This is a genomic window from Lentilactobacillus parabuchneri DSM 5707 = NBRC 107865 (assembly GCF_001435315.1).
In the GTDB taxonomy this organism is placed as follows: domain Bacteria; phylum Bacillota; class Bacilli; order Lactobacillales; family Lactobacillaceae; genus Lentilactobacillus; species Lentilactobacillus parabuchneri.
Window position 1 is genome coordinate 66,681 of sequence record NZ_AZGK01000007.1, and the last position, 25,259, is coordinate 91,939.

Consider the following 25,259-nt stretch of genomic DNA (forward strand, 5'->3'; position numbering starts at 1 on the left):
TTAATTTTTACTTGATTTAGTTTCATATGATACCCCGAATATTCTAAAAGTCAAGGCGCTTTACTCAATTAATGAGATGACACCGTGATAGCCATGACCGACTTCGGCGATGCTATGGGCGTCGCTGCCATAAACCCAGGGAATTTTTAATTCATTTGCCATTTTAATAATTGATAATGATGGATACTGCTCATTGCAATACGGTTTGTATAATCCGGCGGCGTTTAAATCAAGTTCACGCCGTTGTTTTTTGACCGTTTTCAAAATTTCGGCAATTAATTGGAAATTTTCAGATGAGAAATTGGCATCCAGTTGAAAATAATCCTGAAACTTTTTGATAAGCGTCATGTGGCCAATTCGATTCGGCGCGTAGTCCCCTAAGTCTGCCTGCAATGAATCCAAAACCGCTTGAAAATATTGGTGATAAAGCGCCTGAGAATCAGCTGCCTGACTGAGCAGCCCTTCTTGAAAATCGGCGGGGGTGTCATCCACACACCAGTATCTTCCATCTTTTCCCTTCATAAAGTGAACGGATAAGATACTGTCGGACGTTTGTGGCCCGTATTGATCTAGAAACTCACGCGTCCAATCAGTGAAGTCCGGCAGGTAGTCAACCTCAAACCCAATCCGAATTTTAATTTGGTCCGCATATTTTGCCTTCATCCGGTTGGCTTTTTCAAAATAGGCGTCAAGGTCGCCTGCGGCCATCGCGGCTTCAGTCAGTCCTGTTTTCTGGCCGGCGTACCGCTGGGCAAATTGTTTGGGCAACGGGGCGTGCTCGGTAATGCTGTATTCTTGAAAGCCTAATTTGATTGCCTTTTGAATCATCAATTCAACGTCGTCACCGCTGCCGTGGGGACAAAATTCGGTGTGTGAATGGCCCTCTCGTTTCAACAAATTGATTCCTCCTTTGATTTGTTTGGCAAAACAGCCGCCCAATCAACAATGATCAGAACGGCTGTGAGATGATGATTAAACTTCAACTTTTTGGATCCATCCCTCAGGCGCTTCAACGTCTCCGAATTGAATTCCAGTTAATTCATCGTATAACTTGCGGGTTATTGGGCCAACCTCGGTCTCACTATAAAAGACGTGCAACTGGTCCTTATACTCAATGCCGCCGATTGGTGCAATGACAGCTGCAGTTCCCATGGCACCGGCTTCTTTGAAGCGATCCAGGTCGTCAATGAAGACATCTCCTTCAACCGGCTTCAATCCCAGTCGATTCTCTGCCAAATATAACAATGAGTATTTGGTGATACTTGGTAAAATCGAATCGGATTTAGGGGTCACAAATTCATTATCCTGGGTAATACCAAAGAAGTTCGCTGAACCGGCTTCTTCAATCTTGGTGTGCGTCGCCGGATCCAAATAGATCACATCCGAATAACCTGCTTTATGGGCTTCATCACCTGGTAACAAACTACCGCCGTAATTGCCGCCGACTTTACTTTGACCGGTTCCATGAGGTGCTGCCCGATCATAGTAAGATGTGGTGAAGTTGGTTGGCTTTAAGCCGCCCTTATAGTAAGCGCCCACGGGCATCGCAAAAATCGTGAAAATATATTCTTGGGCTGGATGAACACCGATATTGCCACCGACACCGATCATCAATGGCCGTAAATAAAGGGTGCCACCAGTGCCGTATGGTGGCACATAGTCGGCGTTTGCCGCAACAACTTGTTTAACGGCAGCAATGAACTTATCCTCTGGAAATGCCGGCATTAACAGCCGTGCACAAGAACGTTGCATCCGTTTGGCGTTTTGATCCGGACGAAACAAGTTAATACTGCCGTCTTTGGTCCGATAAGCCTTTAAGCCTTCAAAGTCGGCTTGACCGTAATGAAGACCAGTCGAGCCCTCACTGATATGTAGCGTACCATCTTCTGTTAGCTCACCGTCGTCCCATTTGCCATCTTGGTAGTGTGCCAAGAAACGATAAGGTAAGTCCATGTAATCAAAGCCTAAGTTTGTCCAATCAATTTCTGAAGCCGGTTGTGCTTTTGCCATAAATTTCTCCTCCTGGGGGGTTAGGTTGATGTCAGCATCTCAATCGGTCTAACCAATTTCTCATATTCTAATGAATTGACACCCAAATGTCAATTGCTTCTTGAAGTCAAAATTAAAAGGCAAGCTGCCCACTCCTGAGTAGAGTGGCCGCTTACCTTTAATTTTATAACGGATTATTCAACTGGAACAACCCAGCTGTACTTATCTTCAACGTCACCTGATTGGATACCAAATAACGTGTCGTAAAGCTTTTGTGTCACGGGGCCCGGTTCGGTTTCGCTATAGAAGACGTGCTTCTTACCGTCGTGGGTCAATGAACCAACCGGTGAAATAACGGCGGCAGTTCCCATTGCACCGGCTTCAGTAAATTGATCCAAGTCGTTGACGTCAATGTGGGTTTCCGTTGGATCAAGCCCTAAGTCTTTGGCAATTTGAAGAATCGATTTCTTAGTGATGGAAGGCAAAATTGAATCGGACTTTGGCGTGTAGAACTTGCCGTCTTTGCCGATTGCGTAGAAGTTGGCACCACCGAATTCATCGATGTATTTATGCTCGCGAGGATCAAGGTAAAGCTCACCTGCAAAGCCCTTTTCCTTAGCTTCCTTGGCTGCTAATAAACTTCCTGCATAGTTGCCGGCGGTCTTAGCTTGACCGGTACCGGCATAAGCAGCACGGTCGTAGTGACTGACCATGTATGGCATTGGATGCAGCCCCTTAATGTAAGCACCAACTGGGGTCGCATAAATGTGGAAGGTATAAGTTGATGATGGCGCAACGCCAACAACTGGTTCAGTTCCTACCATGAAGGGCCGGATGTAAAGTGAACCGCCGGAACCATATGGTGGGACAAAGTCAGCGTTTGCTTTAACGACTTCTTTAACGGCTTCAACGAATTTATCTTCGGGATATTTTTCCATGACTAAACGTTCTGCAGAATTGTTTAACCGCTTGGCATTCATATCCGGACGGAACAGGTTAATACTGCCATCCTTGGTCCGGTAAGCTTTCATTCCTTCAAAAACTTCCTGGCCATAATGAAGTTCTTCGGCCGCTTCGTTGAACGTTAAGCTTGAATCGGTGGTCAAACCGCCGTTTTGCCACTTGCCATCCTTGAATTCTTCGTTGTAGCTGTACGGTAAATCACGATATTCAAATCCTAAGTTCTTCCAGTCTAAGTCCTCTAATTTTTGTTTTGCCATGTATATGTGTCCTCCTTAAAAGTTGCATCAAGGTAGGTGATAAGCGCGTAACTAAGTAAGTTTTCACAATTCAGATATGTAAGAAATCATCAAACGAACCCGGTACTGAGCATGTTCATGTGATCATCACTTATCCGTTTATCATCATATCTTAATTAATATCTAATTTATCGCACTTACCCTGGGGTGTCAATGGTAGGTTGAAAAAATTTGAAGCGAAATCTGGAATCACAAACTAAGCCGGTTAAGGATTGCCGAACCCTGAACTCAAGCAGCTCCTTGTCGCACAATCCGGTCTTCCGCTGCACAAATCAAAAAAGGTTCGGTGACAAACTCAACGTTTGTCGCCGAACCTTTCAACTGACGCCGCGTGACGACCTGGTTCTTATCACACTTGTCTTTTAATCACATCTCTATCAATCAAGTCATTAATAATAAACTGGAATTGATCGACACTGGCTTGTGTATCCGGATTATTAAAGATATTGACCTTTTCTAGGCCGCTTCCAGTGGTAATCGCCATTCTAAAGCCGTCGAGGTCCTTGTTGACCTTCATTTTAAACTTGTAGTTGGCATTATAAGGCGACGTTGGATCCAGTGACTTTTCCAATGAAAAGACGCCGGTTTTTCCCTCGACGAAGCCTAAATCTCTTAATGTAAACCGCTTCACGTTATCCCTTAACTCGTAAACTTGATCATCACCATTTACCTTACCTGTTTTTGCAAATGCCATTACATCTTTACCCCCTTATTTTTAACTCTGTTAACAATTTTTGTAATTGCATCAACTAATTTGTCAACGTCCTCACTTGTATTATACCGTCCGAAGCTGATTCGAATCGATTCGCCAATTCTCGGGCTGTCTTTGCCAAACATGGCCACCAACACATGCGATGGCTCAATGCTGCCGGCTGTACATGCCGAACCGCCGGAAACGGCAATCCCCGCCAAATCCAGGTTGGTCTGCATGACATACGTTGAAATACCTTTCAGCCAAATATTGAAAACATGGTTCAGGTTGTCTTCAGTAATCCGACCATTGACACGGAATTCAACCCCGTTTTCAGTTAATTTATCAAAAATAGTGCGCTTGAACTGGAGATATTTTGCTTGCCGATGGGCCTTTTCTTCAGCGGTAATTGTTTCAACCGCCTTGGCAAAACCAGCGATGGCTGGAACATTTTCCGTTCCTGCGCGGCGCTTTTCTTCCTGATCCCCGCCCTTAATTAAGCTTGGGAAATTAACACCCGTCCGCCGATAGAGAAACCCGATCATTTTAGGACCGTTAATCTTGTGGGCGGATGTTGACAGTAAATCAATATGGTCGCGTTGCACATCCAGATCCAACAAGCCATATGCTTGAACGGCATCTGTGTGGAACCAGGCTTGGTGATCCTTTAAAATCTCACCGATTTCATGAATTGGCATGACCGACCCAACTTCATTATTACCAGTCATAATCGACACTAAGATTGTGTCATCGTCTAATGCTGCCTTAAAATCGTCTAAAGAGATGTTTCCGTACTCATCAACGGGCAGATAGGTAACTCGAAAGCCCTGCTTTTCAAGTGCCTCACAGGGCCTTAAAACGGCTTCGTGCTCAATGGCTGTGGTGATGATGTGGTTTCCCAGTGATTTTCTGGCCATTGCCGTCTGGGTGATTGCAGTATTATCACTTTCAGACCCCCCACTGGTGAAAATAATCTCATCAGGATCGGCGTTAATACTCTTGGCAATCACATCCCGCGCGTCTTCCATGACCGCCTTTGACTCACGACCAAGACCATAAAGTGTGGATGCATTGCCATAAACGTTTTTATATTTGTCCATCAACTCAGCGTACACTTCATCAGAAACAGGCGTGGTTGCGGCATTATCAAAATATGTCTCTTTCATAGGTCACACTTCCTCATTCATTCGTTCTTAAAGAGGTCAATCAACATTTGACCGGATTTTTTACCGGCCGTAATAATAAATTTATCGAAACTAACCTCCGCATCTTCATCACCGACATCAGACATTGCCCGGATAACGGTATAAGGCACCTTGTTTTGGTAGGCAACTTGGCCGACTGCTGCGCCTTCCATCTCGGAACACAGTGCATCCGGGAAGTTCTGTTTAATTTCAGCAATCCGTTTGGTATCGGCAATAAATTGGTCACCGGAGACAATCAAGCCGCGATGAGCATTCACGCCACTGGCTTGAGCAGCCTTGATAATTTTGTCCCCAAGCTCTGATGAAGCTGGGAATCGGGCTGGAAAACCAGGCAGCTGCCCCATTTTGTAACCCGAAGTCGTCACGTCCACGTCGTGATAAGCCGTTTCGGTCGCCACCACGATGTCGCCAACCGATAACCCGGTCCCAATCCCACCGGCAGAACCGGAGTTAATCACGGCATCCACGTGAAATTCGTTAATCAAAGTTGAGGTCGTAATCCCGGCTTGAACTTTACCGATTCCTGATTGAACCAATACCAGGCTTTGATTATTAATTTTGCCAAGAAAATAGTCGGCATCCCCATAATGGGTGGTCTGTTCGTTTGAAAGTGCCTCTTTTAAAATGGCTAATTCTTCGTCCATTGCACAAATAATTCCGTAAGTCATCAATTGGTCTCCTTAATTTACAAAAAATAGTACCAAAAAGACAACGACCATTAAGCTGATCAGAATCGCAATCGTCACGTTCAGCCGCCGGTTGATTTTTCGCCACCGGGGCGTCTTAAAGTCTGCCGTCACCTCACCAGCATCACGGGTGCGGCTGGTTGGCTGCGGTTCGATTTGGGGTTCTGGTGCTGCTTGTTGATGTCTTTTTGCATACTCACGTTCAACTTGGACCCGCCGTTTGTCGCGGGCTTCGAAGTCTTCTTGCTGCTGTAATTTTAGTTTGCGGTACTGTTCTCGGGTCAGTGGTTTTGACCCTTTATCTTTATCATCGAACGCCAATTAAATGGTCACCTACTTTTGCATGAGCTGCCAATATTGAATGGCAGTAATGGTTTTAGCGTCTTGGATTTCACCGTCCGCAATCATTTGCACAGCTTCGTCCATTGTCTTTTCAAGTATTTCAAGAAACTCGCCTTTGTCTCGCGGCAATTGGTCTTTGACCGGTTCCAAGTTCTCGGCCAAATACAGCTTCATGTATTCATCGGAAAAGCCGACTGAGGAGTAAAAGCCGTATAGTTCTTTAACCGTTTGCGGAACGTAGCGGATTTCCTCGTTCAGTTCACGAATGACGGTATCGTGAAAATTAGCGTCACGCGAGTCAACCTTGCCGGCTGGAATCTCAATGGTGGTCTTTTTCACGGGCGCCCGCCACTGCTTTTCCAAGATAATCTTGTTGTCTTTGGTCAACGCCAAAATCCCCACGGCACCGGAGTGGTGGACAATTTCTCGAAAAGCGGTCTGTCCGTCAGGAAGCTTCACCGTTTGCTTTTCAACGTTGATAATGGCGCCGTCATAAATCTGTTCACTGCCAATCACGCGTTCTTCAAAATCCAAGTCTCTCACCTTTTTTAGTTAATAGAATCATTTTACAAATAAAATCCGGTCAATGCAATTGTGACGGTTATTCGTCGACCACTTGCGCCTTGGCTGCCTGCGGTCCTTTTTGCCCCTGAACGACAACGTATTCAACGGGCGCATCAATTTGAATTTTGCCATATTGATCATCCGGAAAGGCGTTTTTGAAGAAGAAGAGATCCTCTTCACCGCTATCTTGGGTAATGAAACCAAATGCATTTTGCGGATTATAACTTTTAATTTTTCCTTTAAGCAAAGTAGTCCCTCCTAGTGAACCTTGAAATGTCGTAAAACCGTGTGTCTTCTCCAAAATAAAATGGGATCCTGACAAAACACAGTTTCGCCATAATCCCATTTTAATGGTTATTGATGAATTTTAAAACATAATTTGATTAATCTTAAATGAAACGTTGTCACGACTACTTTTCTTCGAAACCTTCAGTTGCAGTTTCTGGGAATTGGTCGCGGACAATTTCTGCACAGGACTTGCAGAAAGTTGGGTAGTCGCTGTCGGCACCAACGTCTTGTCGAACCAAACGACATCTTTCGCAAGTCTTGCCAACTGCCGGCTCAACTAATAATGCCAGGCCGTCACTGTCAAACTTGGTGCTGTCGTCAGAAGCATCGGCAAAATCCTTCAAGGTTAATTGAGAAACCATCAAGACCGTTGCCAAATCAGTGTGCAGACTGTTGAGCAGGTCGGAAACTTCACTGGTTGCGTAAATTGTCAAAGCAGCTTCTGAAGACTTACCGATCTTCTTGGCATCCCGGGCTTCTTCAAGCACCTTGAGCACATCGTCACGATAGCTGCGGAACTTACGCCAATTTGCCAATAACTCAGACCCGTTTTCAAACTGCTTGGGTTCTGGAATATCGGTGAGTTGAACGAAGTCTTCGGGTTCTTTTAAGAAGCCCCAAATTTCTTCAGTCGTATGTGGCAATACCGGCGTCAACAACTTCGTTAACCCAACGGTCATTTCGTACATCACCGTTTGCATTGAACGACGCTTGTGACCGTCCTGCTTGTCAATATAAACAATGTCTTTGGCAATATCCAAATAGAATGCCGAAAGATCGTTGGTGATAAATTCAGTCACACGCTTATTCCAATCCAAGAAGTCATATTTTTCCATATCACTTCTAGCTGCGGCAAGGAACTGATTGAACAGAACGGACATGTATTGGTCTTGTGAGTCCAAATCATCAAAGGCCACCGTGTTCTTCTCAGGATCAAAGTCCGCGGTGTTGGCCAACAGGAACCGCATGGTGTTTCGAATCTTCTTGTAAGAATCAGAAACCTTAACAAAGTTTTCGGTGCTGACACGGACATCAGCCGAAGTATCAACAGAAGTGACCCACAGGCGGACAATCTCGGCACCCATTTTTTTGATGACATCGATCGGTGCGATTGTGTTGCCAAGTGATTTACTCATCTTGTGGCCTTCACCATCAAGGGTGAATCCTTGAGAGACAACCTGCTTATAAGGTGCTTTTCCAGAGACGGCAACACTGGTAATCAAGCTTGAGTTAAACCAGCCACGATACTGATCTGATCCTTCGAGGTACATGTCAGCGGGATAAGTTAATTCATCTCGTTCGGCCAAGACACCCTGGTGTGATGAACCGGAATCGAACCAAACATCCATGATGTCATTTTCCTTGGTGAACTGACCATTTGGTGAGTGCTCACTGGTAAAACCATCGGGAAGCAGATCTTTGGCCTCTCGTTCAAACCAAACGTCTGAGCCATACTTTTCGAATAAGTCTGCAACGTGATTAACCGTTTCTTCGGTGATAATTGCTTCGCCGTCTTCGCCATAGAAGATTGGAAGCGGCACGCCCCAAACCCGTTGACGGGAGATAACCCAATCGCCACGATTTTTGATCATGTTGGCCAGGCGAACCTTACCCCAATCAGGGAAGAATTCAACGTCGTCCAAGGATTTCAAAATTTCGTCTTTAATTTTGTCAACTGAAGCAAACCACTGTGGTGTTGCCCGGAAGATGATCGGCTTTTTGGTCCGCCAATCAAATGGGTAACTATGCTTCAATGGCATGTAGTGAAGTAACAGATTGTCAGCCTTTAATTTGTCGAGGGCAATCTGGTTGGCGTCATCATAGAAGACACCGGCAAAATCTTCTCCGGATTCTTTAGTGAGATAGCCTTTATCGTCGACCGGCGCAAAAATATCCAAACCGTATTTGCGGCCAATGTTAAAGTCATCTTCACCATATCCAGGAGCGGTATGGACTAATCCGGTACCTTCTTCAAGGTCGACGAAATCGCCCAACATCGTTAATAATTTTCGACTATGATCAAATGGATGCTCAGCTAAAACCCCTTCAAGTTCTTGGCCCTTAACTGTCTTCAGTGTTTTAACGTTGGTCCAGCCAATTAATTCACTGACCTTATTCACCAGTTCGGTAGCAATCACAAACTTGCGGGTTTCACCTTCTGGTTGAACGACTGAATAGTCGAAACCGGCATCAACTGTAATTCCTTCAGAAGCTGGGATCGTCCATGGCGTCGTGGTCCAAACAACCATGTAGGTATCGTCATCAAGAACGCCTTTACCATCGACAACGTGCTCACCATAAAAGGCCGTCGGTGACGTAATATCATGATACTCAACTTCAGCTTCAGCCAAGGCTGATTCAGATGACCATGACCAGTAAACCGGCTTTTTACCTTTATAAATTAAGCCGCGTTTTGCAAAGGCGCCAAAAACGCGGACCTCTTGGGCTTCAAATTCAGGCTTCAATGTCAGGTATGGGTCGTCCCAATCACCGGAAACCCCTAAACGCTTAAATTCAGCTTTTTGACGTTCAACTTGTTTCAACGCATAATCCCGACAGAGCTTACGGAATTCATTCGTTGACATCTTCTTACGATCATAACCAGCCTGGGTTAATTTCTGCTCAATTGGTAAGCCATGTGTATCCCAGCCGGGAACGTATGGGGAGCGGAAACCAGTCATGGATTTATATCGTACAATAATGTCTTTTGAAATTTTATTCAATGCGTGACCCATGTGAATGTCACCATTGGCGTATGGCGGGCCATCATGAAGCACAAATGTGGGCTTGCCCTCATTTAATTTTTGTCTTAATTGGTACACGTGATTGTCGTCCCACGCCTTTTGACGTTCGACTTCTTTAACGGGCAGATTACCACGCATTTTGAACTTTGTTTTGCCTAAGTTTAACGTATCTTTAACTCGCATTGCTGAACTTCCTTTCATTTGGTTGGATTACAGAGTATGGTGCCGAGGTGACTGAACATGAGTTGACTTGCTGTTAATTTTGCTAAGGAACCCCTTTGCGGACGAGACTGACGGTAATCCGTGTTCCGTCCACTAGTGCCCGTTGCTTATCAACAAAAAAAGACCCCGTCACAAGGGACGAAGTCTTCGTGGTACCACCCAATTTTAGAATTTTACAATTCTATCTCTTTAGATAACCGATGTATGTACTAGAGGTGATCGATTTATTGGTTGGGGACTGCTAAACTTTCACCATCTTTAGCTCGCTTTTAGTTCAGCCAATAACTTTCTGGTCTCTAATCGATTAATTATTCATTTTTTGTGCTGCCATCAGGGAAAATGACCACCGTTTCGTCTGAATCATTAACGGCCGGTGTGTCTTCAACCAAGTCGACACCATTACTCTGTTTAGTTTCAGATTCTACATCTGGATTCGCAAGCTTGTCAAGGCTTCCAACAACTTTTTCAATATCTTCGTAAGTCGTTGTTGGCTTTTCTTCAACCAACCGATCCCAGTCAGAGCCTTTGATAACTTCAAGTTGACTTTCCAGCATCACTTGCAGCCGTTGACGGAATACTCTGGTATTTTTCTTTAAATCGTCAGTCTCAATAGCCAACTTCTTGGCACGTTTGGAAGCTTCTTCAAGAATCGCATTGGCCTTTTCACTGGCAGCGTTCAAAATGTCGTCAGCTTTCTTTTGGGCTTCACGACTAGTGATTTCAGCTTCCTTCTTCGAATTGGTTTTAACCTTGTCGGCAGCTTCTTGGGCAACCAGGATAGATTGATTCAAAGAATCTTTTAAATCATTAAAGTAAGAGAGCTTATCTTTTGATTCACTCAGTTGAGAACCCAAATCTTTGTTTTCCTGTAAAATTATCTGATAATCTTTGATAACTTGGTCCAAGAAATCATTGACCTCGTCAACATTATACCCGCGTAATTTTGTTGAAAATTCTTTGTTATGAATATCTTGTGGACTTAATACCATATTGAATCAATCCTCCTATTTATTTCGATTGTACACTTTAATGCCAATTCGAATTTTACCCTTTTTGGTTGTCCCAGCAATATCTGTGATAGAAATTCGACCAAAGCCGCGAACAGAAATGATATCTTGAATGGAGGTCTCAAGATCAGGGCGGTTTGCGTCCTCCCAATTAACCTTGATCATGCCGCCTTCAACCAGTTCCTTGGCATGGTGCCGCGAAATATGAAAGCCTTCGCTCACCAAGGCGTCAACCCGAAGCGAAGCCACTGTTGTTGTGAGCTCTTCTCCCTCGTCAACTGGAATGATGATCTGCTCAGGGCCAATTCGCTTGAGTTTCACCTTAATCTTACCAATTCGATCGACTTGATCTTGGACATAATCAGCCATCTCAGATTCACACATGAACTGCCAATTAAAACCGTCAGTCACAATATCGCCAATCACGTCCCGGTCAATTCCAGAACCCATGATTGAGCCCAGAATTTGACCATGAGAAAGTGTTGCGAATTTACTCGGGTAATCAATTTGAAACGTCGTGATGTTGTAGTCGTCCGTCCCAGGTGTGAAATAATCCGGGAAGGCGACCGCCCGCTTCATTTCTGCAGAAGCAAAGCCACCAAATGTTTGAAATGATACGCCCTCATAACGGTTCACAATTGTCTCAAGAATATAGAGCTGCCTGGGATTCAAAAAGTTAGTCAGGATCGGACGGTATTCATTGGCAACCTTAGCGCTCAAACTGTCAATCGACTCTAAAAAAGGCAATTCGTTTGAACGGTAATGTTGCGAAACATTCGAGTCTACCAAGATGTTTCCCCCTCGTGTGCTTTGATGCGCGTCATCAATCGATGTGACCACACAGTTATAAGAAACTGTTTGAGATCTAGTTTAAACTTTGATATACTTTTGCAAAAAAGGAAGTTATCATGCCTAATTATCCTAGTAATATCACCCGTCAGCAGTTTGAAGTGATTCGTCCCGAATTAGAAAACTTTCATCAACGAACAAAGCCCCGCCAAGTTGATTTATATGACGTCTTTTGTGCGATTTTATACATATTGAAAAACGGCTCCCAGTGGCGAGCCCTGCCACATGACTTTCCTAAATGGCAAACGGTTTATACTTACTTTCGCTTGTGGTCCCAGCAGTCGGCTCCAACGGAGCCGTCATTATTAGACCAAGCTTTAAAAAAATTGTCTTTACCTTACGATCTCAACAAGATCGTTCGGCGTTAACTTCCTTTATTATCGTGGATGCTCAAAGCGTTAAAAATACTGCCACCGCTGAAAACAAAGGTTACGATGCTGGTAAGAAGATCTCGGGGATTAAGCGTCATCTGGCAGTTGATATCAATGGCTTTCCGCAGGCCATTCACATCACACGAGCAAATGTTTCTGATCGAGACGGGGCCAGTGCAATGTTAGCCCTTCACGCCGAACATTTGAAAAATGTCCGCAGTGTCTTAGTTGATGGCGGTTATACCGGTACCAACTTCGCCATTGATGTTAAAACAAACTTAAAAGCAACCGTTCAGGTCGCCAAGCGTAATGAATTACACAAGTTTGAAGTGTTGCCACAACGTTGGCTAGTTGAACGCTCCTTTAGTTGGGTAGAAAAATGTCGACGACTGTGGAAAAATTGCGAAAGGCAGTTACATACGAGCGCCACGATGATGACCTTAGCCTTTATTTCAGTTCTATTGAGGCGCTTTTAAAGATCTCAAACAGTTTCTAAAACAGTTCCGGTCACAAATTTCAATAGCCAACCAACAACTGTCCCAAATAACTGACCCCCATTTGAACGAACGATAAGACAGCCAGTGCAACAATTGGGGCCAAACTAATCATGCCGATAGTTGCAAAGTTAAACAAGCTTTCAAATGGTTCAACAATTCGCGCTAAAAAGCGACCAAATGCGGTTCCATATGCATTTGGAAACCAACTCATCAAAGCATAAACAACGATGGCCAGCATATAGATGCTGATCGCCTTGTTAATTAACCAGACTGCGTAAATTATAAATGTTGCCAATTAGGTTGCTCCTTATTCTAATGAAATTTACTGAGTAACTTGAAATTTTTTGGGCGAACAAATGAAGATATTCTTACCCAAACGGTTGATTGACCCATGAATGGCAAATAAAACGCCATTTAAAAAATCAACCATCCGCGAAGCCGAATTAACATCCAGCTTATCAAGCTTAATGATAACGGCGCTATCTTCCAAAAGCTTTTGGGCAATCTCGTCGACATCCGTATAGTTAATCGGTTCAAACACAATAATACTGCTTGATTCTGGTTCCTGTCTATTCATAAGTACGACATTATCAGCCGGCTTTTCGATTTGATTTTCTGGTTGGTCTTCGGTATCCATCCCAAAAAAATTAGCTAAATTAAATTTTGGCATTTCGTTTCCTTTCACATGCACCAAACAATCCGCACCGGTCAATCAGGTTACTTGCCTCGACGACGGTGCTTGAAGAATGGTGGAATGTCGTCTTGAGAGTCATCACTGGTATCTACTTTGGTGTCATCAGAATTAACATCTGGCTGGAATGGATCGAAATCCTTCTTCTCAACATCGCTGAACTCGTCTTGAGCTGCGGGACGGGTTGCGGCTGGTTCTTTTCTAATGTCCCAATTACCAAGTGGATCACTCTTTGAGTTATCTTGTTGATTATCATTATCTTGAGTTTGGCGATCAGTGTGGGGACGCGCAGTTGGCTGTGGACGGGCACTTCTCGTGCGTCGTGAAGCCAAACGGCCTTGTTCCGCCTTCTTCTTGTCAATTCCAGTGGCGATCACGGTCACCCGAACTTCATCACCCAAAGATTCGTCAATTGAGGTTCCAAAAATGATGTTAACGTCGCTAGTAGCAGCTTGTGAGACAATGTCTGATGCATCTTGTGCTTCAAACAATGACAGATCTGGGCCACCGGTAATGTTAAGAAGGACCTGTTCTGCACCATCAATTGAAACTTCCAATAACGGTGAGGAAATCGCTTTCTTAGTTGCTTCAGCAGTCCGATTTTCGCCATTGGCAGTTCCGACACCCATCAATGCAGAACCTTGGTCTTGCATTGTGGTCTTAACGTCGGCAAAGTCCAAGTTAACGTATCCAGGGCTGGTAATCAAATCTGAGATTCCTTGAACACCCTGACGTAACACATTATCGGCTTCCTTAAAGGCATCCATCATCGGCGTCTTCTTATCAACCATTTCAAGTAATCGGTTGTTAGAGATAACGATTAATGTATCAACGTTTTCCTTTAATTGGGCAACCCCTTCATCGGCATACTTTGCTCGTCTTGGACCTTCAAAACTGAATGGTCGCGTCACAACACCGACGGTAAGTGCGCCTTGATCCTTGGCAATCTTAGCGACGATTGGTGCGGCACCGTTACCAGTACCACCGCCCATTCCGGCAGTCACGAAAACCATGTCGGCACCTTCAAGGGCTTCAGTCAGTGCTTCTTCACTTTCCTCGGCTGCTTTGGCACCAATATCTGGATTGGAGCCTGCGCCCAACCCGCGGGTGAGCTTGGGTCCAAGTTGAATCCGAGTTTCAGCTTTGGAAGTTGCCAATGCCTGCACATCGGTGTTGGCGACGATAAATTCGACACCCTTTACGTCTGAGTTAATCATTGTGTTAACAGCATTACTTCCCCCGCCACCGACACCAATGACTTTTATGTTTGCACCGTGGTTATCGGTGGAATCTAATGAATATTCCATAATTGTCTTATACCTCCGTTTAAGTGCTTAATCAAAGAAATCACTAAAGAAATTCTTGATTCCTTCACCGCGTTTTTTCTTTTGTGCTGGTTTCTTAGTTTTCTTGGCTTTCCCTGATACCGGTGTTTGAACCTGTTCAGGTTGGCTAAGCTTTGGCGCCTTGGTTAATGTCGCACCAACGGCTGATCGAACAATCATATCAACGTCTGCCAAATCGGCAAAATATGATACCAATGAAAGTGCAGCTGTAAACGATGGGTGTCTTAAGCCCATCTGATCAGGAATATAGACCCTGACATTAGTGTTGAATTGGTCAGCGGCTAATTCGGCAATTCCTGGAAGTGCGGCAACCCCGCCAGTCAAAACAATTCCGCCCGGTAAATCAAGCGCTTGAATCTGATTTAAGCGATCCTTAATCCGATCGAATATTTGGCTCAAACGAGCTTCAATAATCTCAGCGAGGTACCGTTCGTCAATGTAAGTCGGTTCTGATTGACCAACAACTTCAACCGGAAATTCATTATCAGCAGAAGCCTGCAGAGAATCAGCGTAACCATAATCACGCTTAATTTTTTCTGCATTGTTCATGGACGTATTCAAAACAATTGAAATGTCTTTGGTAATAAACGTTCCGCCTTCAGGATCGGTTGTCGCGTATTTTAACTGATGGTCGTGGATAACCGAGGCAGTTGTTTGTCCACCACCCAAGTCCACGATGATCGTCCCAAAGTCTTGTTCACCGTCATTTAACACAACGTGGCTCTCGGCCAGAGGGGTTAAGACGGTTGAAACAATGTTCAAGCCGGCTTTGGTAACGGCTTTTTGTAAATTGTGCATAATGCCCTTTGAGCCACTAATGAGCTTTCCGCGCATTTCAAGGCGAACGCCGACCATCCCCCGAGGGTCTTTGATGCCGTCAAACCCATCGACGATGAATTCTTCCGGCTGGATATCAATAATTTCCCGCTCTTGAGGTAAACTTGTCCCTAAAGCTGATGCCGCAACGTTTCTAACATCTTCTTCAGTTATCTCTCGAGACTGGTCATCTAATGTAATGAGCCCATTACATGGTTCAATCCGTAACATGTTCGCTGGAACACTTACGATAACGTCTTTAATCTCAATACTTGCTTTTTCTTGAGCTTGATTTACAGCACTCCGAATTGCGTCGGCAGCTTGATCGATATCCACGATCACCCCACGGCTCAACCCATTAGAAGGCTGATTTCCCACACCAATAACGTTCAATTGCCCTTTTACTTTTTCTGCAACAATTACTTTTATTGAGGTAGTTCCTATATCAAGTCCCACATATAAACCCGAATTATCCATATATGTAAGGAACCTCCACATCTAGAATATTTTCTGAACATATCATAAGTTTAACACAATCATAACCACCGAAAAAGATTAATTAGCACTAATGCGCGTGCGTGGTAGTCGTATTTGTTGCTGATTGCTTTTTGGTGATGGGATACGAATAAGCGCCCACTTCCAAATTGACGACACTTTTGACTTTCAGCTTGGAACTGATGCTTGGATAGTAGTCCATTTTGTCACCAAAACTACTGATTGACGCATAAACTTTATTGCCATCACTCATCTGCAGATAAATCCGATCCGGATTGCTCTTGGTTGGTGAGTAACTGATCGTGTTAATCACCGCGCGAACCGGTGGACTAATCTTTCTGTACTGTTTAATGGTTCGTCTGAGTTTCTTAGGATTCTTGAAGCCCTTCAGCACCGGAAAACCAGCTTTGGGATTCAGTACCTTCCCCTTAATGATGACACCACTTTTTAGGATCGGCTGATAACCTCCGCTGACATAAAGATACCCAATTGTTGGATACTCTTCAACGGCAATCTTGACCTGGTTAAAATGAACCAGTTTCATCTTGACGGACTGCATCCGCATACTGCGATCCTTCAGTGACTTGGCCAACTTATCAGTTTTTCCCCAAACCGCAAACAAGGACGTCCCCTTTTTAACCGGAGAAAAGCCCTTAATCTGTTGGTCACTGACAATTTCGTTTCCCGAAACCGTCACACTTTTCACCCGACTATAAGATGAAATCATGAAGATCATCACCATTAAAATCACGATCAGTAAGGTAACCAAGGGCCACATTTTCTTGACGTTTCGAATTTGAAAGTCCCGAAACAAGTGGCCCTGATCCTGTTGACTTTGCTTTTGCGTTCCCACGAGTTACCTCCCCCCGATAACTTTTAATGTATAAGCGTTCGGGCCAAATTCAAAATTTCATCGGCTGAATCGACGACGCCAAGCTTTTTTGAATTCTCTGCCATTTTCTCACGGGCATCTGAATCATGCATCAATTGATCGACGGCTTTTAGCAAACTTTTAGAATTCAGGTCGTCTTGTTTAATCATTAATGCTGCTCCGCGGGATACCAAGCTCATGGTATTTTTAGTTTGATGATCAGCCGTTACATATGGACTAGGGATCAAAACTGCGGGAATCCCCAACGCCGTAATTTCAGCAATGCTGGTTGCGCCAGAGCGGCCAACAATCAGTGAAACTTTTGGCAGCACCTGAGGCATATTTTTTATGTACGGCAAAATTTTGATGTTACTGCTGATCCGCGTCTTATCGAGCAAATCAATGACGTTTTGATAGCGTTTTTGGCCAGTGACAAATACCACTTGATACGTTCGTTTGTTAAATTCATTAATCGCACCGATGACGGCTTTATTAATTGCGGGCGCACCTTGACTACCCCCAAATATCAGGACCGTTGGTTGATCGTCTTGAAGACCAATGTCCGACCAGTTGAAAGTACTCTTCATATTGGCAACTTGTTGTGCACGCGGATTTCCCGCGAAAACGACTTTTTCCTTTGGAAACTGCGCCGCCGCTTCTTGAAAGCCAATCGCAATTTTATCAACGTAGCGGCTTAAAAATTTGTTGGTCAGCCCCACCGCGCTGTTTTGCTCATGAATCATCGTTGGGATGTGGGCCTTGGCTGCCGCATAGACCACCGCTCCCGAAACGTAACCACCCGTTCCGATGACAACATCGGGCTTGAAATCTTTAATAATCTTTTTGGATTCACGGACACTCTTCAAAAAAAGGGCAACGGTCTTAAAATTTTCAAATGAAAGCGACCGCTTGAACCCTTGAATTTCCAAAGCAATGAAATCAATTCCCTGTTCAGGCACAATGGAACTTTCAAGTCCCCGCTTCGATCCGACGTAGAGGACCTTTGAGTCGGGTTCTTGCTTCATTAAATCCTCAATGATTGCCAGCGCCGGGTAAATGTGGCCCCCGGTGCCGCCTCCGGAAATAATTAATCTCATTGTTGGCCCTCCTCTTTATGCGTTAACTGCTCAACATCTTGAATGTAACGGTCACCACGTTCTTCAAAGGTTTTGAACTGATCCCAACTGGCATTAGCCGGTGATAACAGGATAATGTCTCCCTCATCACTAAACGAATAGGCCGCAGGAACGGCTTGGTCCAGATTGTCGACCTTTTGAATGTCGGTGATTCCTGCTTTTTGAAGTGAGGCTTCCAGCAGATCCGCCGTTTCCCCAAACAATACTGCTGCCTTAACGTGGTCCTTAAACTGTGGGATCAACTTATCAAACGTATAACCCCGATCCAGTCCACCGGCTAAAAGCACCACCGGCTTGTCAAATCCTTCAAGTGCCATTTGAGTGGCTTCAATGTCGGTAGCCTTGGAATCGTTATAGAATTTACGGCCATTTGCCTCAAGAACAAACTGAAGTCTGTGACGAACGCCGGTAAACGTCTCTAAAACGTTGGTGATTGCCAGGTTGGACTTGCCCAATACTTTGGCACAAGCAATTGCAGCCAGGGCATTTTCGACGTTTTGCTTTCCAGGGACTTTAATGTCGTCTGCGTTCATGATGAACTCGTCATTGTAATAGAGCTTACCGTTTTTTTCGTAGGCCCCCTTGTCAATTTCAGAAGTGCGGGCAAACGGCACAACCTTGGCCGCGCTTCGATGACTCAATTGTCGCCACTCTTCTGAATCGAAATTAACAACGAAGAAATCATCAGGCGTTTGGTTCATGGTAATTCGCATTTTTGCGTTAACATAGTTTTCCCGAGTCTTGTGATAATCCAAATGATTCGAAAAAATATTGGTTAGGACCGCAACGTGGGGGTGCAGTGTTTTAATCCCCAGCAGCATAAAACTTGAAAGTTCCATTACAATCGTGTCATCTGCTGATGCCTTCTTAGCCGTTTCTGTGGCTGAAATACCAATGTTGCCCGCGGCGTATGCCCGACCACTTTTCCGTTCCTGGTTTAAGATTTCGGTAATCATGGTGACGGTCGTTGTTTTCCCGTTGCTTCCCGTCACCCCAATAATCTCCGCATCCGTTATCTGAGACGCCAATTCAACCTCGGTGATGATCGGCAAATGATGGTTAACTGCTGCGGCCACCACCGCGTTGTCGTATGGAATACCCGGATTTTTGATCATGATATCAAATCCGTCGTCTAAAATAGCGGGGTCCTGTTTTCCGGTAATCGTTTGAATTCCGGCATCGGCCAACTCTTCGATTTCCGGCAGCTCTGAACTTGGCTTGGAATCGCTTAAAACAACCGTTGCCCCAAGTTCCTTAAGAAGTTCGGCGGCATGCGTACCGCTTTTACCTGCACCTAGAACCAGTACTTTTTTATTTCGATAATCATTAATTGTTTTCATTGTTTTTCCTCGTTTTTAATTACTTGAATGGTCAAATAGGCTGGATCAAAACCAGCCGTTTTGTTCCAACCTCTAAATAATTGTCAGGATACTAATAGCGGATGCGACAAGCGCAATCGACCAGAAGACGGTGTCCACCTTCCATTCCGACCAACCTTTCATCTCGAAATGATGATGAATAGGTGTCATTAAGAAGACCCGCTTGCCAGTTGTTTTAAAGGATGCTACTTGAATCATCACGCTGGCAGTCTCACAAACGTAAATAATTCCAATAATTAACAGTGAGAATTCGTGGTGCACCAGCACTGACACACAGGCAAGTGCGCCGCCAAGTGCCAGAGACCCCATGTCCCCCATGAAAATCTTTGCGGGCTTGTGGTTGTAAATGAAGAATCCCAACAGTCCACCTACAACTGCGAAACAAAAAACACCCACCTCGTTTTGCCGTTGCATCATGGCAATAATACCATATGCCGCAAAGGAAATGATTCCCAGGCCGGCAACTAATCCGTCCAATCCGTCCGTTAAATTGACTGCGTTGGTGAAGCCAACCAGCCAAAAGACGATGAATAAAATATACCAGTAGCCCAGATGAAGATCCCCGCCAAATGGGATTTTAATCGCCATTGGAAAGCCTTCATGTATGTATACTGCCGAGAAAACCAAGGCAGCCACAATTTGACCCAAGAGTTTTTGCCAAGCTCTCAGTCCAAGATTTCGTCGTTTGAACAATTTGATGCTGTCATCCCACATCCCAATCAGTCCGTAAGCAACCAGGACAAACAGCAAAATCAGTAATGTCGGGTTAAGCATGTGTTCAAACCAACCATAGACGAGGCTGGTAATCACAATTGCAACAATGAATAAGCTGCCACCCATCGTGGGCGTGCCAGACTTTTTCTCATGCCACTTTGGCCCCTCGTCTCGGATCATTTGGCCCTCATGCCGTCGCCGGAAATATTTAATCAGGCTTGGCATGAACAATGCCGTTATCAAAAATGCGCTTAATAAAGGAGTTATCCAATTACCCATAGTTCTTTTTTACCATCCTTACCTATTCAAAATTTACTTTTAGCGTGTCCCCTGATGAAATTGATTTCTCAAAACTGATACTTTGACTGTCGGCATAGCCCTTCCCGGTCGATTCAAGCTTGAGTCCGGTGAGCGAACAGAATTCTTCAACATCGTTTTTAGACCAGCCAATAATTCGTGGCATTTTCCAGCCCTTGGAAGTCAAAATAAAGACCCGTTTTTGTTCACTAACCGATTTACCAGCACTCGGTGATTGCTTCAAGACCGTATCACCACTACCAATGGTGACCACGTTAAGGCCCTTTTCATTTAAAATCCGTTTAGCATAAGTTGTGGTCTGATAGGCAACTGATGGCATTGTCCGTTTAACGGTTGTTTGCTTCGCATTAGAATTTTGCAAAGCACGTGTGATCACAGGCTTAAAGATCTCTGCCAAGAGTTGAGTAGCCGTTTTGGTTCCGGTTAGCTTCGGCTGCTTCATAGTGATAAACATCACGTAACGTGGATTGTTTGCGGGGACCATTCCAGCAACTGAGTACAAGTAACTGTCATCTCCGGACGCATACCCGCCGGAGCCATTGCTGACTTGGGCAGTTCCTGTTTTAGCAGCAACCCGGTACCCCTTAATTTTGTAATCAGCTCCGATTCCGTAACTCTTGTAAACAACGTCTTGCATGTGTTTTCTAACTGCTTTGGCCGTTTTGGCGCTGATCGGATGGCCAACCACCTGCTTGCCATACTTCTTAACGGTCTTTTTATTGGTTGAATTCGTCACTTTAGAAATAAAGTATGGCTTCATCATTGTACCATTATTTGAAACGGCAGTTAACGCCTGCATCATCTGCATGGTGGTGACTTCAATTCCTTGACCAAATGCCGAATCAGCCTGCTCAATTGGATAAGTGAATTGCAGCTTTCCTGACAGTTCGCCCGGTAAGCCGCTGTTTGTAGACTTCAAGAACCCAAATCGTTTAATATATTTTTTCCAAGTCTTGGGTCCCATCTGCTGCTCCAAATGAGCCATGGCGACGTTACTTGAAAGTGCAAACCCTTTATTGTAGGTGATATACCCCCAGCCGCTCGGGTTCCAGTCTGGAACGATCTTGCCATCGATGGAGTAACGTCCTGATTCGTAGGTATCATTCCCGTTATAGTGGCCAGAGTCAATGGATGCAGACATCGTAAAAATCTTCATCGTTGAACCGGGTTCATAAGTGTCAGCCGTTAACGTATTGGTCCATGCAGATCCAATCCCGTTCAATGTCGCGGCGTTAAACGTTGGCCGTTGGGAAGCAGCGACAATCTTGCCGGTTTTGGCATCCATCAAAACCGCATTCATCCCTGCCGGGTGAACCTGAGACTGTACCGAGTTCATTTCACTTTCCAGTAACGTTTGAATGCGTGAATCAATTGTGGTGTAAATATTGTCCCCGTTTTTGGCGGGTTTTTCTTTTTGTCGTTTACCTGGGAGTTTATAGCCATAAACATCATATTGAGCGTCTTTATAGCCGTTACGCCCGGATAGCGTCTTATTGAACGCTTGTTCAATGCCCATTTGGCCAACTAAATTCGATGCCCCGGTCTTTTTGTTGGTTTCCGAAACCGCAACCCCGATTAAATTAGACGAAAAAACACCGTTGGGGTATAATCTGGCCTGTTTTTGCACAAAATCAATACCAGGCAATTTTTTTGCCTCAATTTTTTTCTTAGTTAATAATGAAATGTTCGTTCCGGCGCTTCCAAATTCAACTTGGAAGGGATGCTTATTTTTAGGTGAAAGGATCTTCAACGCTTTTTTCTTCGTGATTGGTAGATATTTTGCAAGAACACTGGCAGTCTTATTTTTGTTAACAACGTAAAGTGGCTTACCTGTCAAGCTACGCTGACTCTTATCCAAAACTGCGTATAACGAATATGTACTGGTATCTTCAGCAATCGGGTTTCCGTTTGCATCATAAATAGATCCTCGTCTGGCTTTGAGGGTCTGGGTTTGGGTATAGAGCTTTTCAGCACGGTCATTTAAATTAACGTTTTTGACGTTCTTGCCAACTGCAATCACCAGCAGGCGAGTACCTAAAAATGCAAAAAGCAGGAAAAATGCAAGGAAGAGACTAATTCCAACAATTTTCCGGCTTTTACGGGCATTCAGTTTTTCAGCAGAACGATCCGATGAATCTTTCATTTAGTAACATTCCTTATGTTTGCGTTCGAAAGCGACATGCCACTCTTGTGCGCAATTTTATCTAAGCGGGTACTACTTTGCAGTTCCCCGATTTGTTGTTTCAGGTTCGTATTATTATTGCGAACATTGACAATTTGATTGTCCAGATGCTGCAGCTCATGTTGTGAGTTTGATAATGCAATCTTGGATGATACAACTACTAACATTAACACAGTTAGCATTGCACTTCCACAAACAATTAACAGCTTTTCAAACGATGACAACTTGAGTGCTTTTCCAATGCTCACCCGTTTGATTTGAACTTTTTCGGGTTCAGAAACAGACGGTTGTGGTTCTTCTGTCAAATTCCGTGCTAAATTATTTTGGGCCATAATATGTACTCTTCCTTTATTCTAAATTTTAATGCGTTCAATTATCCGCAGCTTCGCACTATGTGACCGGTGATTGTCTTTCAGCTCTTCTGCAGTTGGAATAATTGGTTTTCGAGTAATACTTTTAAATTTCGGTTTAATTCCCTCAGGAATGATTGGTAAATTAGGTGGCAGATCCGGCAAGGACGTTTTTTCTTTAAACATTGTCTTAACAAGCCGGTCTTCCAATGATTGAAACGTTATAACACTAATTCTCCCACTAACTTTTAACAAATCAAGCGCCTGTTCCAAAGAATCTTCCAATGCAGAAAGCTCGTCATTAACGGCAATCCGAATTGCTTGGAACACTTTTTTGGCGGGGTGGCCACCGTGACGCCTTGCTGCTGCGGGAATTCCCTCCTTAATCACCTCAACTAAATCAGAAGTGGTGTCAATGGGATGGTCTTTTCTAACTGCTTCAATCCGTCTGGCAATTGATTTAGAAAATTTTTCTTCCCCATAACGGTAAAAGATTCGGACCAATTTTTCATATGGCCATTCGTTAACGACCTTCCAGGCATCGACTGGATTATCTTGGTCCATTCGCATATCAAGTCGGGCGTCAAAGCGATAACTAAAGCCCCTTCCAGCTTCGTCAAATTGGGGAGAAGAAACGCCAAGGTCGTACACGATTCCATTAATCTCGGTAACTCCCAGACTGCTCAATGCTTCTTTTAGGTTGCGGAAGTTATCGTGAACCAGGGTTAATTTCCCATCCTCAAGGTACTTCGAGAGGTGCTTTTGGTTGTAATCAATGGCTTCCTCATCTTGATCAAAGGAATATAGATGGCCGCCGGTGAGTTGCTTTAATATTTTAGTGGTGTGTCCCCCACCACCAAGTGTGGCATCCACATACGTTCCGTTCGGGTCGATGTTTAATCCATCAACCGCTTCGTTCAGTAGTACCGTTACATGCTTAAAGTCAGCCATTCAATCACCCCCCGTTTGTTAAAATGTCCTGTCTAAAAATCAATCATATTTTCAGCAATGTCATTAAAGTTTTCTTCAGCATCATTCGTAAAGTCGTTCCAGCGGTCGTCGCTCCAAATTTCAAAACGATTGGAAACGCCGACAACAACACATTTCTTTTCGATCTTCGCGTAATCACGCAATGTGTTTGGAATGTTAATTCTTCCCTGCCGGTCAAATTCACATTCAACTGCGGCTGAGAAGAAGAACCGCGTAAAATAACGCGCGTCTTTTTTGTTAATGGGAAGCGTGTCAATCTTGCCCTGTACTTTTTCCCATTCAGTCATTGGATACCCGAAAAGGCATCCATCCATTCCGCGAGTGACGACAAGTTTGTCGCCAAGATCCTGGCGGAACTTTGCGGGGATGATGATACGACCTTTGGCATCGATATTGTGTTGATATTCACCCATGAACATGTCGTCATCACCCCTAATTTCAGCTTGCAATCACATTCTACCACAATTCACCACTATCAACCACGCATCCTCAATTTTTGTAAAAATTTTGTTATAAACTGGTTGAGATCAGAATTGAAATGCCGTCAGAACGGGGATTGTTGCCCCGACATCAAGAGTGGTGGATTTCACCTTTATGCAGACAAAAAAAGAACCAAAGTGGTGATTCACCACTTCGGTTCGACGATTGTGCTTATTTTGTTAAACGGCTTGAAAAATAACGAACAAGCCAACGACGATCCAACAGAAGAATAAGAATAGATCGCTGAAGCGCCAAAAGGTCACAAAAAATTTTTTGTACGTTAATTTTGGGTTGGAAAAAATTTGCCAAATCAAAACAATTAAGGTAAGCCCAAGCCAGACAATCACCACTTCGGGAATAAATGACCCCGATAACCCCTCTTTGCTGATTTCATGAATGAAGTACAACAAAATTGGCGGCCAGAAGTCCAGCGGCTTGATGGCAACTTTTGATCGAAAATATTGGTTTTTTCTTAAAATAACTAAGAAGCCGGCAACGATAAACAGAATCAATAATTGAAAAAGAAATGTTGCCGTATTAGTCATCCAAGGAGAAATATGCATGATCGGGCCTCCTGATTTTGACAAAACATATTGCATTGAACGATAATGATAGTTAAACTGTGTATGGAATACAAGAGAAAGTGGTGCAAACATTGGCGCGTAAAAAAAGAACGAGATTTCAAAAAATTACATTGGTTTTCGTATGGCTCATGATTATTGCAACGATCAGTTCACTGGTCATCTCAGCAATCATGACATTTATTTAATCCGTATG

At 44.1% G+C, this 25,259-nt stretch carries 27 protein-coding genes; 2 read left to right on the forward strand and 25 right to left on the reverse strand.

Features of this window, described 5'->3' with window-relative positions:
• Positions 1-60: 60 nt before the first annotated feature.
• From hisJ to FC51_RS07925, 12 genes are all read right to left on the reverse strand, one after another.
• Positions 61-894 (reverse strand): histidinol-phosphatase HisJ, encoded by an 834-nt coding sequence (gene hisJ / locus FC51_RS07870; RefSeq protein WP_057909578.1) that lies wholly within the window; start codon positions 892-894, stop codon positions 61-63.
• 78 nt (positions 895-972) lie between these two features.
• Positions 973-2,010 carry a branched-chain amino acid aminotransferase gene (locus FC51_RS07875; protein ID WP_057909515.1) on the reverse strand — a complete coding sequence of 346 codons (1,038 nt, stop codon included), beginning with the start codon at positions 2,008-2,010 and terminating at the stop codon, positions 973-975.
• 173 nt (positions 2,011-2,183) lie between these two features.
• Complete coding sequence (locus tag FC51_RS07880; RefSeq protein WP_057909514.1) at positions 2,184-3,209, reverse strand: branched-chain amino acid aminotransferase; 1,026 nt, start codon at positions 3,207-3,209, stop codon at positions 2,184-2,186.
• A gap of 388 nt (positions 3,210-3,597) precedes the next feature.
• The gene (locus FC51_RS07885) at positions 3,598-3,942 is read right to left on the reverse strand and encodes a DUF1831 domain-containing protein (protein WP_057909513.1); all 345 of its coding nucleotides are present in this window, start codon (positions 3,940-3,942) and stop codon (positions 3,598-3,600) included.
• Positions 3,942-5,105 carry a cysteine desulfurase family protein gene (locus FC51_RS07890; protein WP_057909512.1) on the reverse strand — a complete coding sequence of 388 codons (1,164 nt, stop codon included), beginning with the start codon at positions 5,103-5,105 and terminating at the stop codon, positions 3,942-3,944. The genes FC51_RS07885 and FC51_RS07890 overlap by 1 nt, the downstream gene beginning before the upstream one ends.
• Before the next feature lie 17 nt (positions 5,106-5,122).
• On the reverse strand, positions 5,123-5,812 hold the full coding sequence (locus tag FC51_RS07895) for a 5'-methylthioadenosine/adenosylhomocysteine nucleosidase (protein WP_057911258.1): 690 nt from the start codon (positions 5,810-5,812) through the stop codon (positions 5,123-5,125).
• Between the two features lie 12 nt (positions 5,813-5,824).
• Entirely contained in the window at positions 5,825-6,151 is a 327-nt protein-coding gene (locus tag FC51_RS07900) for a hypothetical protein (protein WP_057909510.1), read from the reverse strand.
• Between the two features lie 12 nt (positions 6,152-6,163).
• Positions 6,164-6,706 carry an NUDIX hydrolase gene (locus FC51_RS07905; RefSeq protein ID WP_057909509.1) on the reverse strand — a complete coding sequence of 181 codons (543 nt, stop codon included), beginning with the start codon at positions 6,704-6,706 and terminating at the stop codon, positions 6,164-6,166.
• A 67-nt stretch (positions 6,707-6,773) separates the two neighbouring features.
• Positions 6,774-6,983 carry a cold-shock protein gene (locus FC51_RS07910; protein WP_057909508.1) on the reverse strand — a complete coding sequence of 70 codons (210 nt, stop codon included), beginning with the start codon at positions 6,981-6,983 and terminating at the stop codon, positions 6,774-6,776.
• 163 nt (positions 6,984-7,146) lie between these two features.
• Positions 7,147-9,951 (reverse strand): isoleucine--tRNA ligase, encoded by a 2,805-nt coding sequence (gene ileS, locus FC51_RS07915; RefSeq protein ID WP_057909507.1) that lies wholly within the window; start codon positions 9,949-9,951, stop codon positions 7,147-7,149.
• A 347-nt stretch (positions 9,952-10,298) separates the two neighbouring features.
• Positions 10,299-10,979 (reverse strand): DivIVA domain-containing protein, encoded by a 681-nt coding sequence (locus FC51_RS07920; protein ID WP_057909506.1) that lies wholly within the window; start codon positions 10,977-10,979, stop codon positions 10,299-10,301.
• A gap of 15 nt (positions 10,980-10,994) precedes the next feature.
• Positions 10,995-11,786: a YlmH family RNA-binding protein gene (locus tag FC51_RS07925; protein WP_081037515.1), complete on the reverse strand. Its 792-nt coding sequence runs from the start codon at positions 11,784-11,786 to the stop codon at positions 10,995-10,997.
• Between the two features lie 116 nt (positions 11,787-11,902).
• Between FC51_RS07925 and FC51_RS07930 the strand changes: the two genes are divergently transcribed.
• Positions 11,903-12,693, forward strand: a protein-coding gene (locus FC51_RS07930) for an IS5 family transposase (protein ID WP_141672280.1) whose coding sequence is annotated in 2 segments (ribosomal slippage) — positions 11,903-12,179 and positions 12,179-12,693 — 792 coding nt in all. Because the reading frame shifts where the segments join, the coding sequence is not laid out codon by codon here.
• A gap of 40 nt (positions 12,694-12,733) precedes the next feature.
• On the opposite strand, the gene FC51_RS07935 is transcribed toward FC51_RS07930, so the two are convergent.
• The 13 genes from FC51_RS07935 to FC51_RS07995 form a co-directional block, all read right to left on the reverse strand.
• On the reverse strand, positions 12,734-13,009 hold the full coding sequence (locus tag FC51_RS07935) for a YggT family protein (protein ID WP_225355044.1): 276 nt from the start codon (positions 13,007-13,009) through the stop codon (positions 12,734-12,736).
• A gap of 27 nt (positions 13,010-13,036) precedes the next feature.
• Positions 13,037-13,384, reverse strand: coding sequence for a cell division protein SepF (locus tag FC51_RS07940; RefSeq protein ID WP_057910864.1), 348 nt, complete (start codon positions 13,382-13,384; stop codon positions 13,037-13,039).
• A 47-nt stretch (positions 13,385-13,431) separates the two neighbouring features.
• Positions 13,432-14,712 (reverse strand): cell division protein FtsZ, encoded by a 1,281-nt coding sequence (ftsZ, locus tag FC51_RS07945; protein WP_057910861.1) that lies wholly within the window; start codon positions 14,710-14,712, stop codon positions 13,432-13,434.
• A 27-nt stretch (positions 14,713-14,739) separates the two neighbouring features.
• The gene (gene ftsA / locus FC51_RS07950; RefSeq protein WP_225355045.1) at positions 14,740-16,044 is read right to left on the reverse strand and encodes a cell division protein FtsA; all 1,305 of its coding nucleotides are present in this window, start codon (positions 16,042-16,044) and stop codon (positions 14,740-14,742) included.
• An 88-nt stretch (positions 16,045-16,132) separates the two neighbouring features.
• Complete coding sequence (locus FC51_RS07955; protein ID WP_057910859.1) at positions 16,133-16,915, reverse strand: cell division protein FtsQ/DivIB; 783 nt, start codon at positions 16,913-16,915, stop codon at positions 16,133-16,135.
• Between the two features lie 23 nt (positions 16,916-16,938).
• Positions 16,939-18,030: an undecaprenyldiphospho-muramoylpentapeptide beta-N-acetylglucosaminyltransferase gene (gene murG / locus FC51_RS07960; protein ID WP_057910858.1), complete on the reverse strand. Its 1,092-nt coding sequence runs from the start codon at positions 18,028-18,030 to the stop codon at positions 16,939-16,941.
• Entirely contained in the window at positions 18,027-19,409 is a 1,383-nt protein-coding gene (gene murD, locus FC51_RS07965; protein WP_057910857.1) for a UDP-N-acetylmuramoyl-L-alanine--D-glutamate ligase, read from the reverse strand. Before murD ends, murG begins: the two co-directional genes overlap by 4 nt.
• Positions 19,410-19,481: 72 nt before the next feature.
• A complete protein-coding gene (gene mraY / locus FC51_RS07970) occupies positions 19,482-20,441 on the reverse strand; it encodes a phospho-N-acetylmuramoyl-pentapeptide-transferase (RefSeq protein WP_057910856.1) in 960 nt (319 codons plus the stop codon).
• Between the two features lie 22 nt (positions 20,442-20,463).
• A complete protein-coding gene (locus tag FC51_RS07975; protein ID WP_057910855.1) occupies positions 20,464-22,623 on the reverse strand; it encodes a penicillin-binding transpeptidase domain-containing protein in 2,160 nt (719 codons plus the stop codon).
• Positions 22,620-22,994 (reverse strand): cell division protein FtsL, encoded by a 375-nt coding sequence (gene ftsL / locus FC51_RS07980; protein ID WP_057910854.1) that lies wholly within the window; start codon positions 22,992-22,994, stop codon positions 22,620-22,622. Before ftsL ends, FC51_RS07975 begins: the two co-directional genes overlap by 4 nt.
• Before the next feature lie 21 nt (positions 22,995-23,015).
• Positions 23,016-23,963: a 16S rRNA (cytosine(1402)-N(4))-methyltransferase RsmH gene (gene rsmH / locus FC51_RS07985; RefSeq protein WP_057910853.1), complete on the reverse strand. Its 948-nt coding sequence runs from the start codon at positions 23,961-23,963 to the stop codon at positions 23,016-23,018.
• Positions 23,964-23,995: 32 nt separating this feature from the next.
• Positions 23,996-24,421, reverse strand: a complete 426-nt coding sequence (gene mraZ / locus FC51_RS07990) for a division/cell wall cluster transcriptional repressor MraZ (protein WP_057910852.1) — start codon at positions 24,419-24,421, stop codon at positions 23,996-23,998.
• Positions 24,422-24,661: 240 nt separating this feature from the next.
• Positions 24,662-25,045: a DUF3397 domain-containing protein gene (locus FC51_RS07995; RefSeq protein ID WP_057910851.1), complete on the reverse strand. Its 384-nt coding sequence runs from the start codon at positions 25,043-25,045 to the stop codon at positions 24,662-24,664.
• Positions 25,046-25,128: 83 nt separating this feature from the next.
• Between FC51_RS07995 and FC51_RS12120 the strand changes: the two genes are divergently transcribed.
• A complete protein-coding gene (locus tag FC51_RS12120) occupies positions 25,129-25,251 on the forward strand; it encodes a DUF4044 domain-containing protein (RefSeq protein ID WP_314322335.1) in 123 nt (40 codons plus the stop codon).
• Positions 25,252-25,259: the final 8 nt, after the last annotated feature.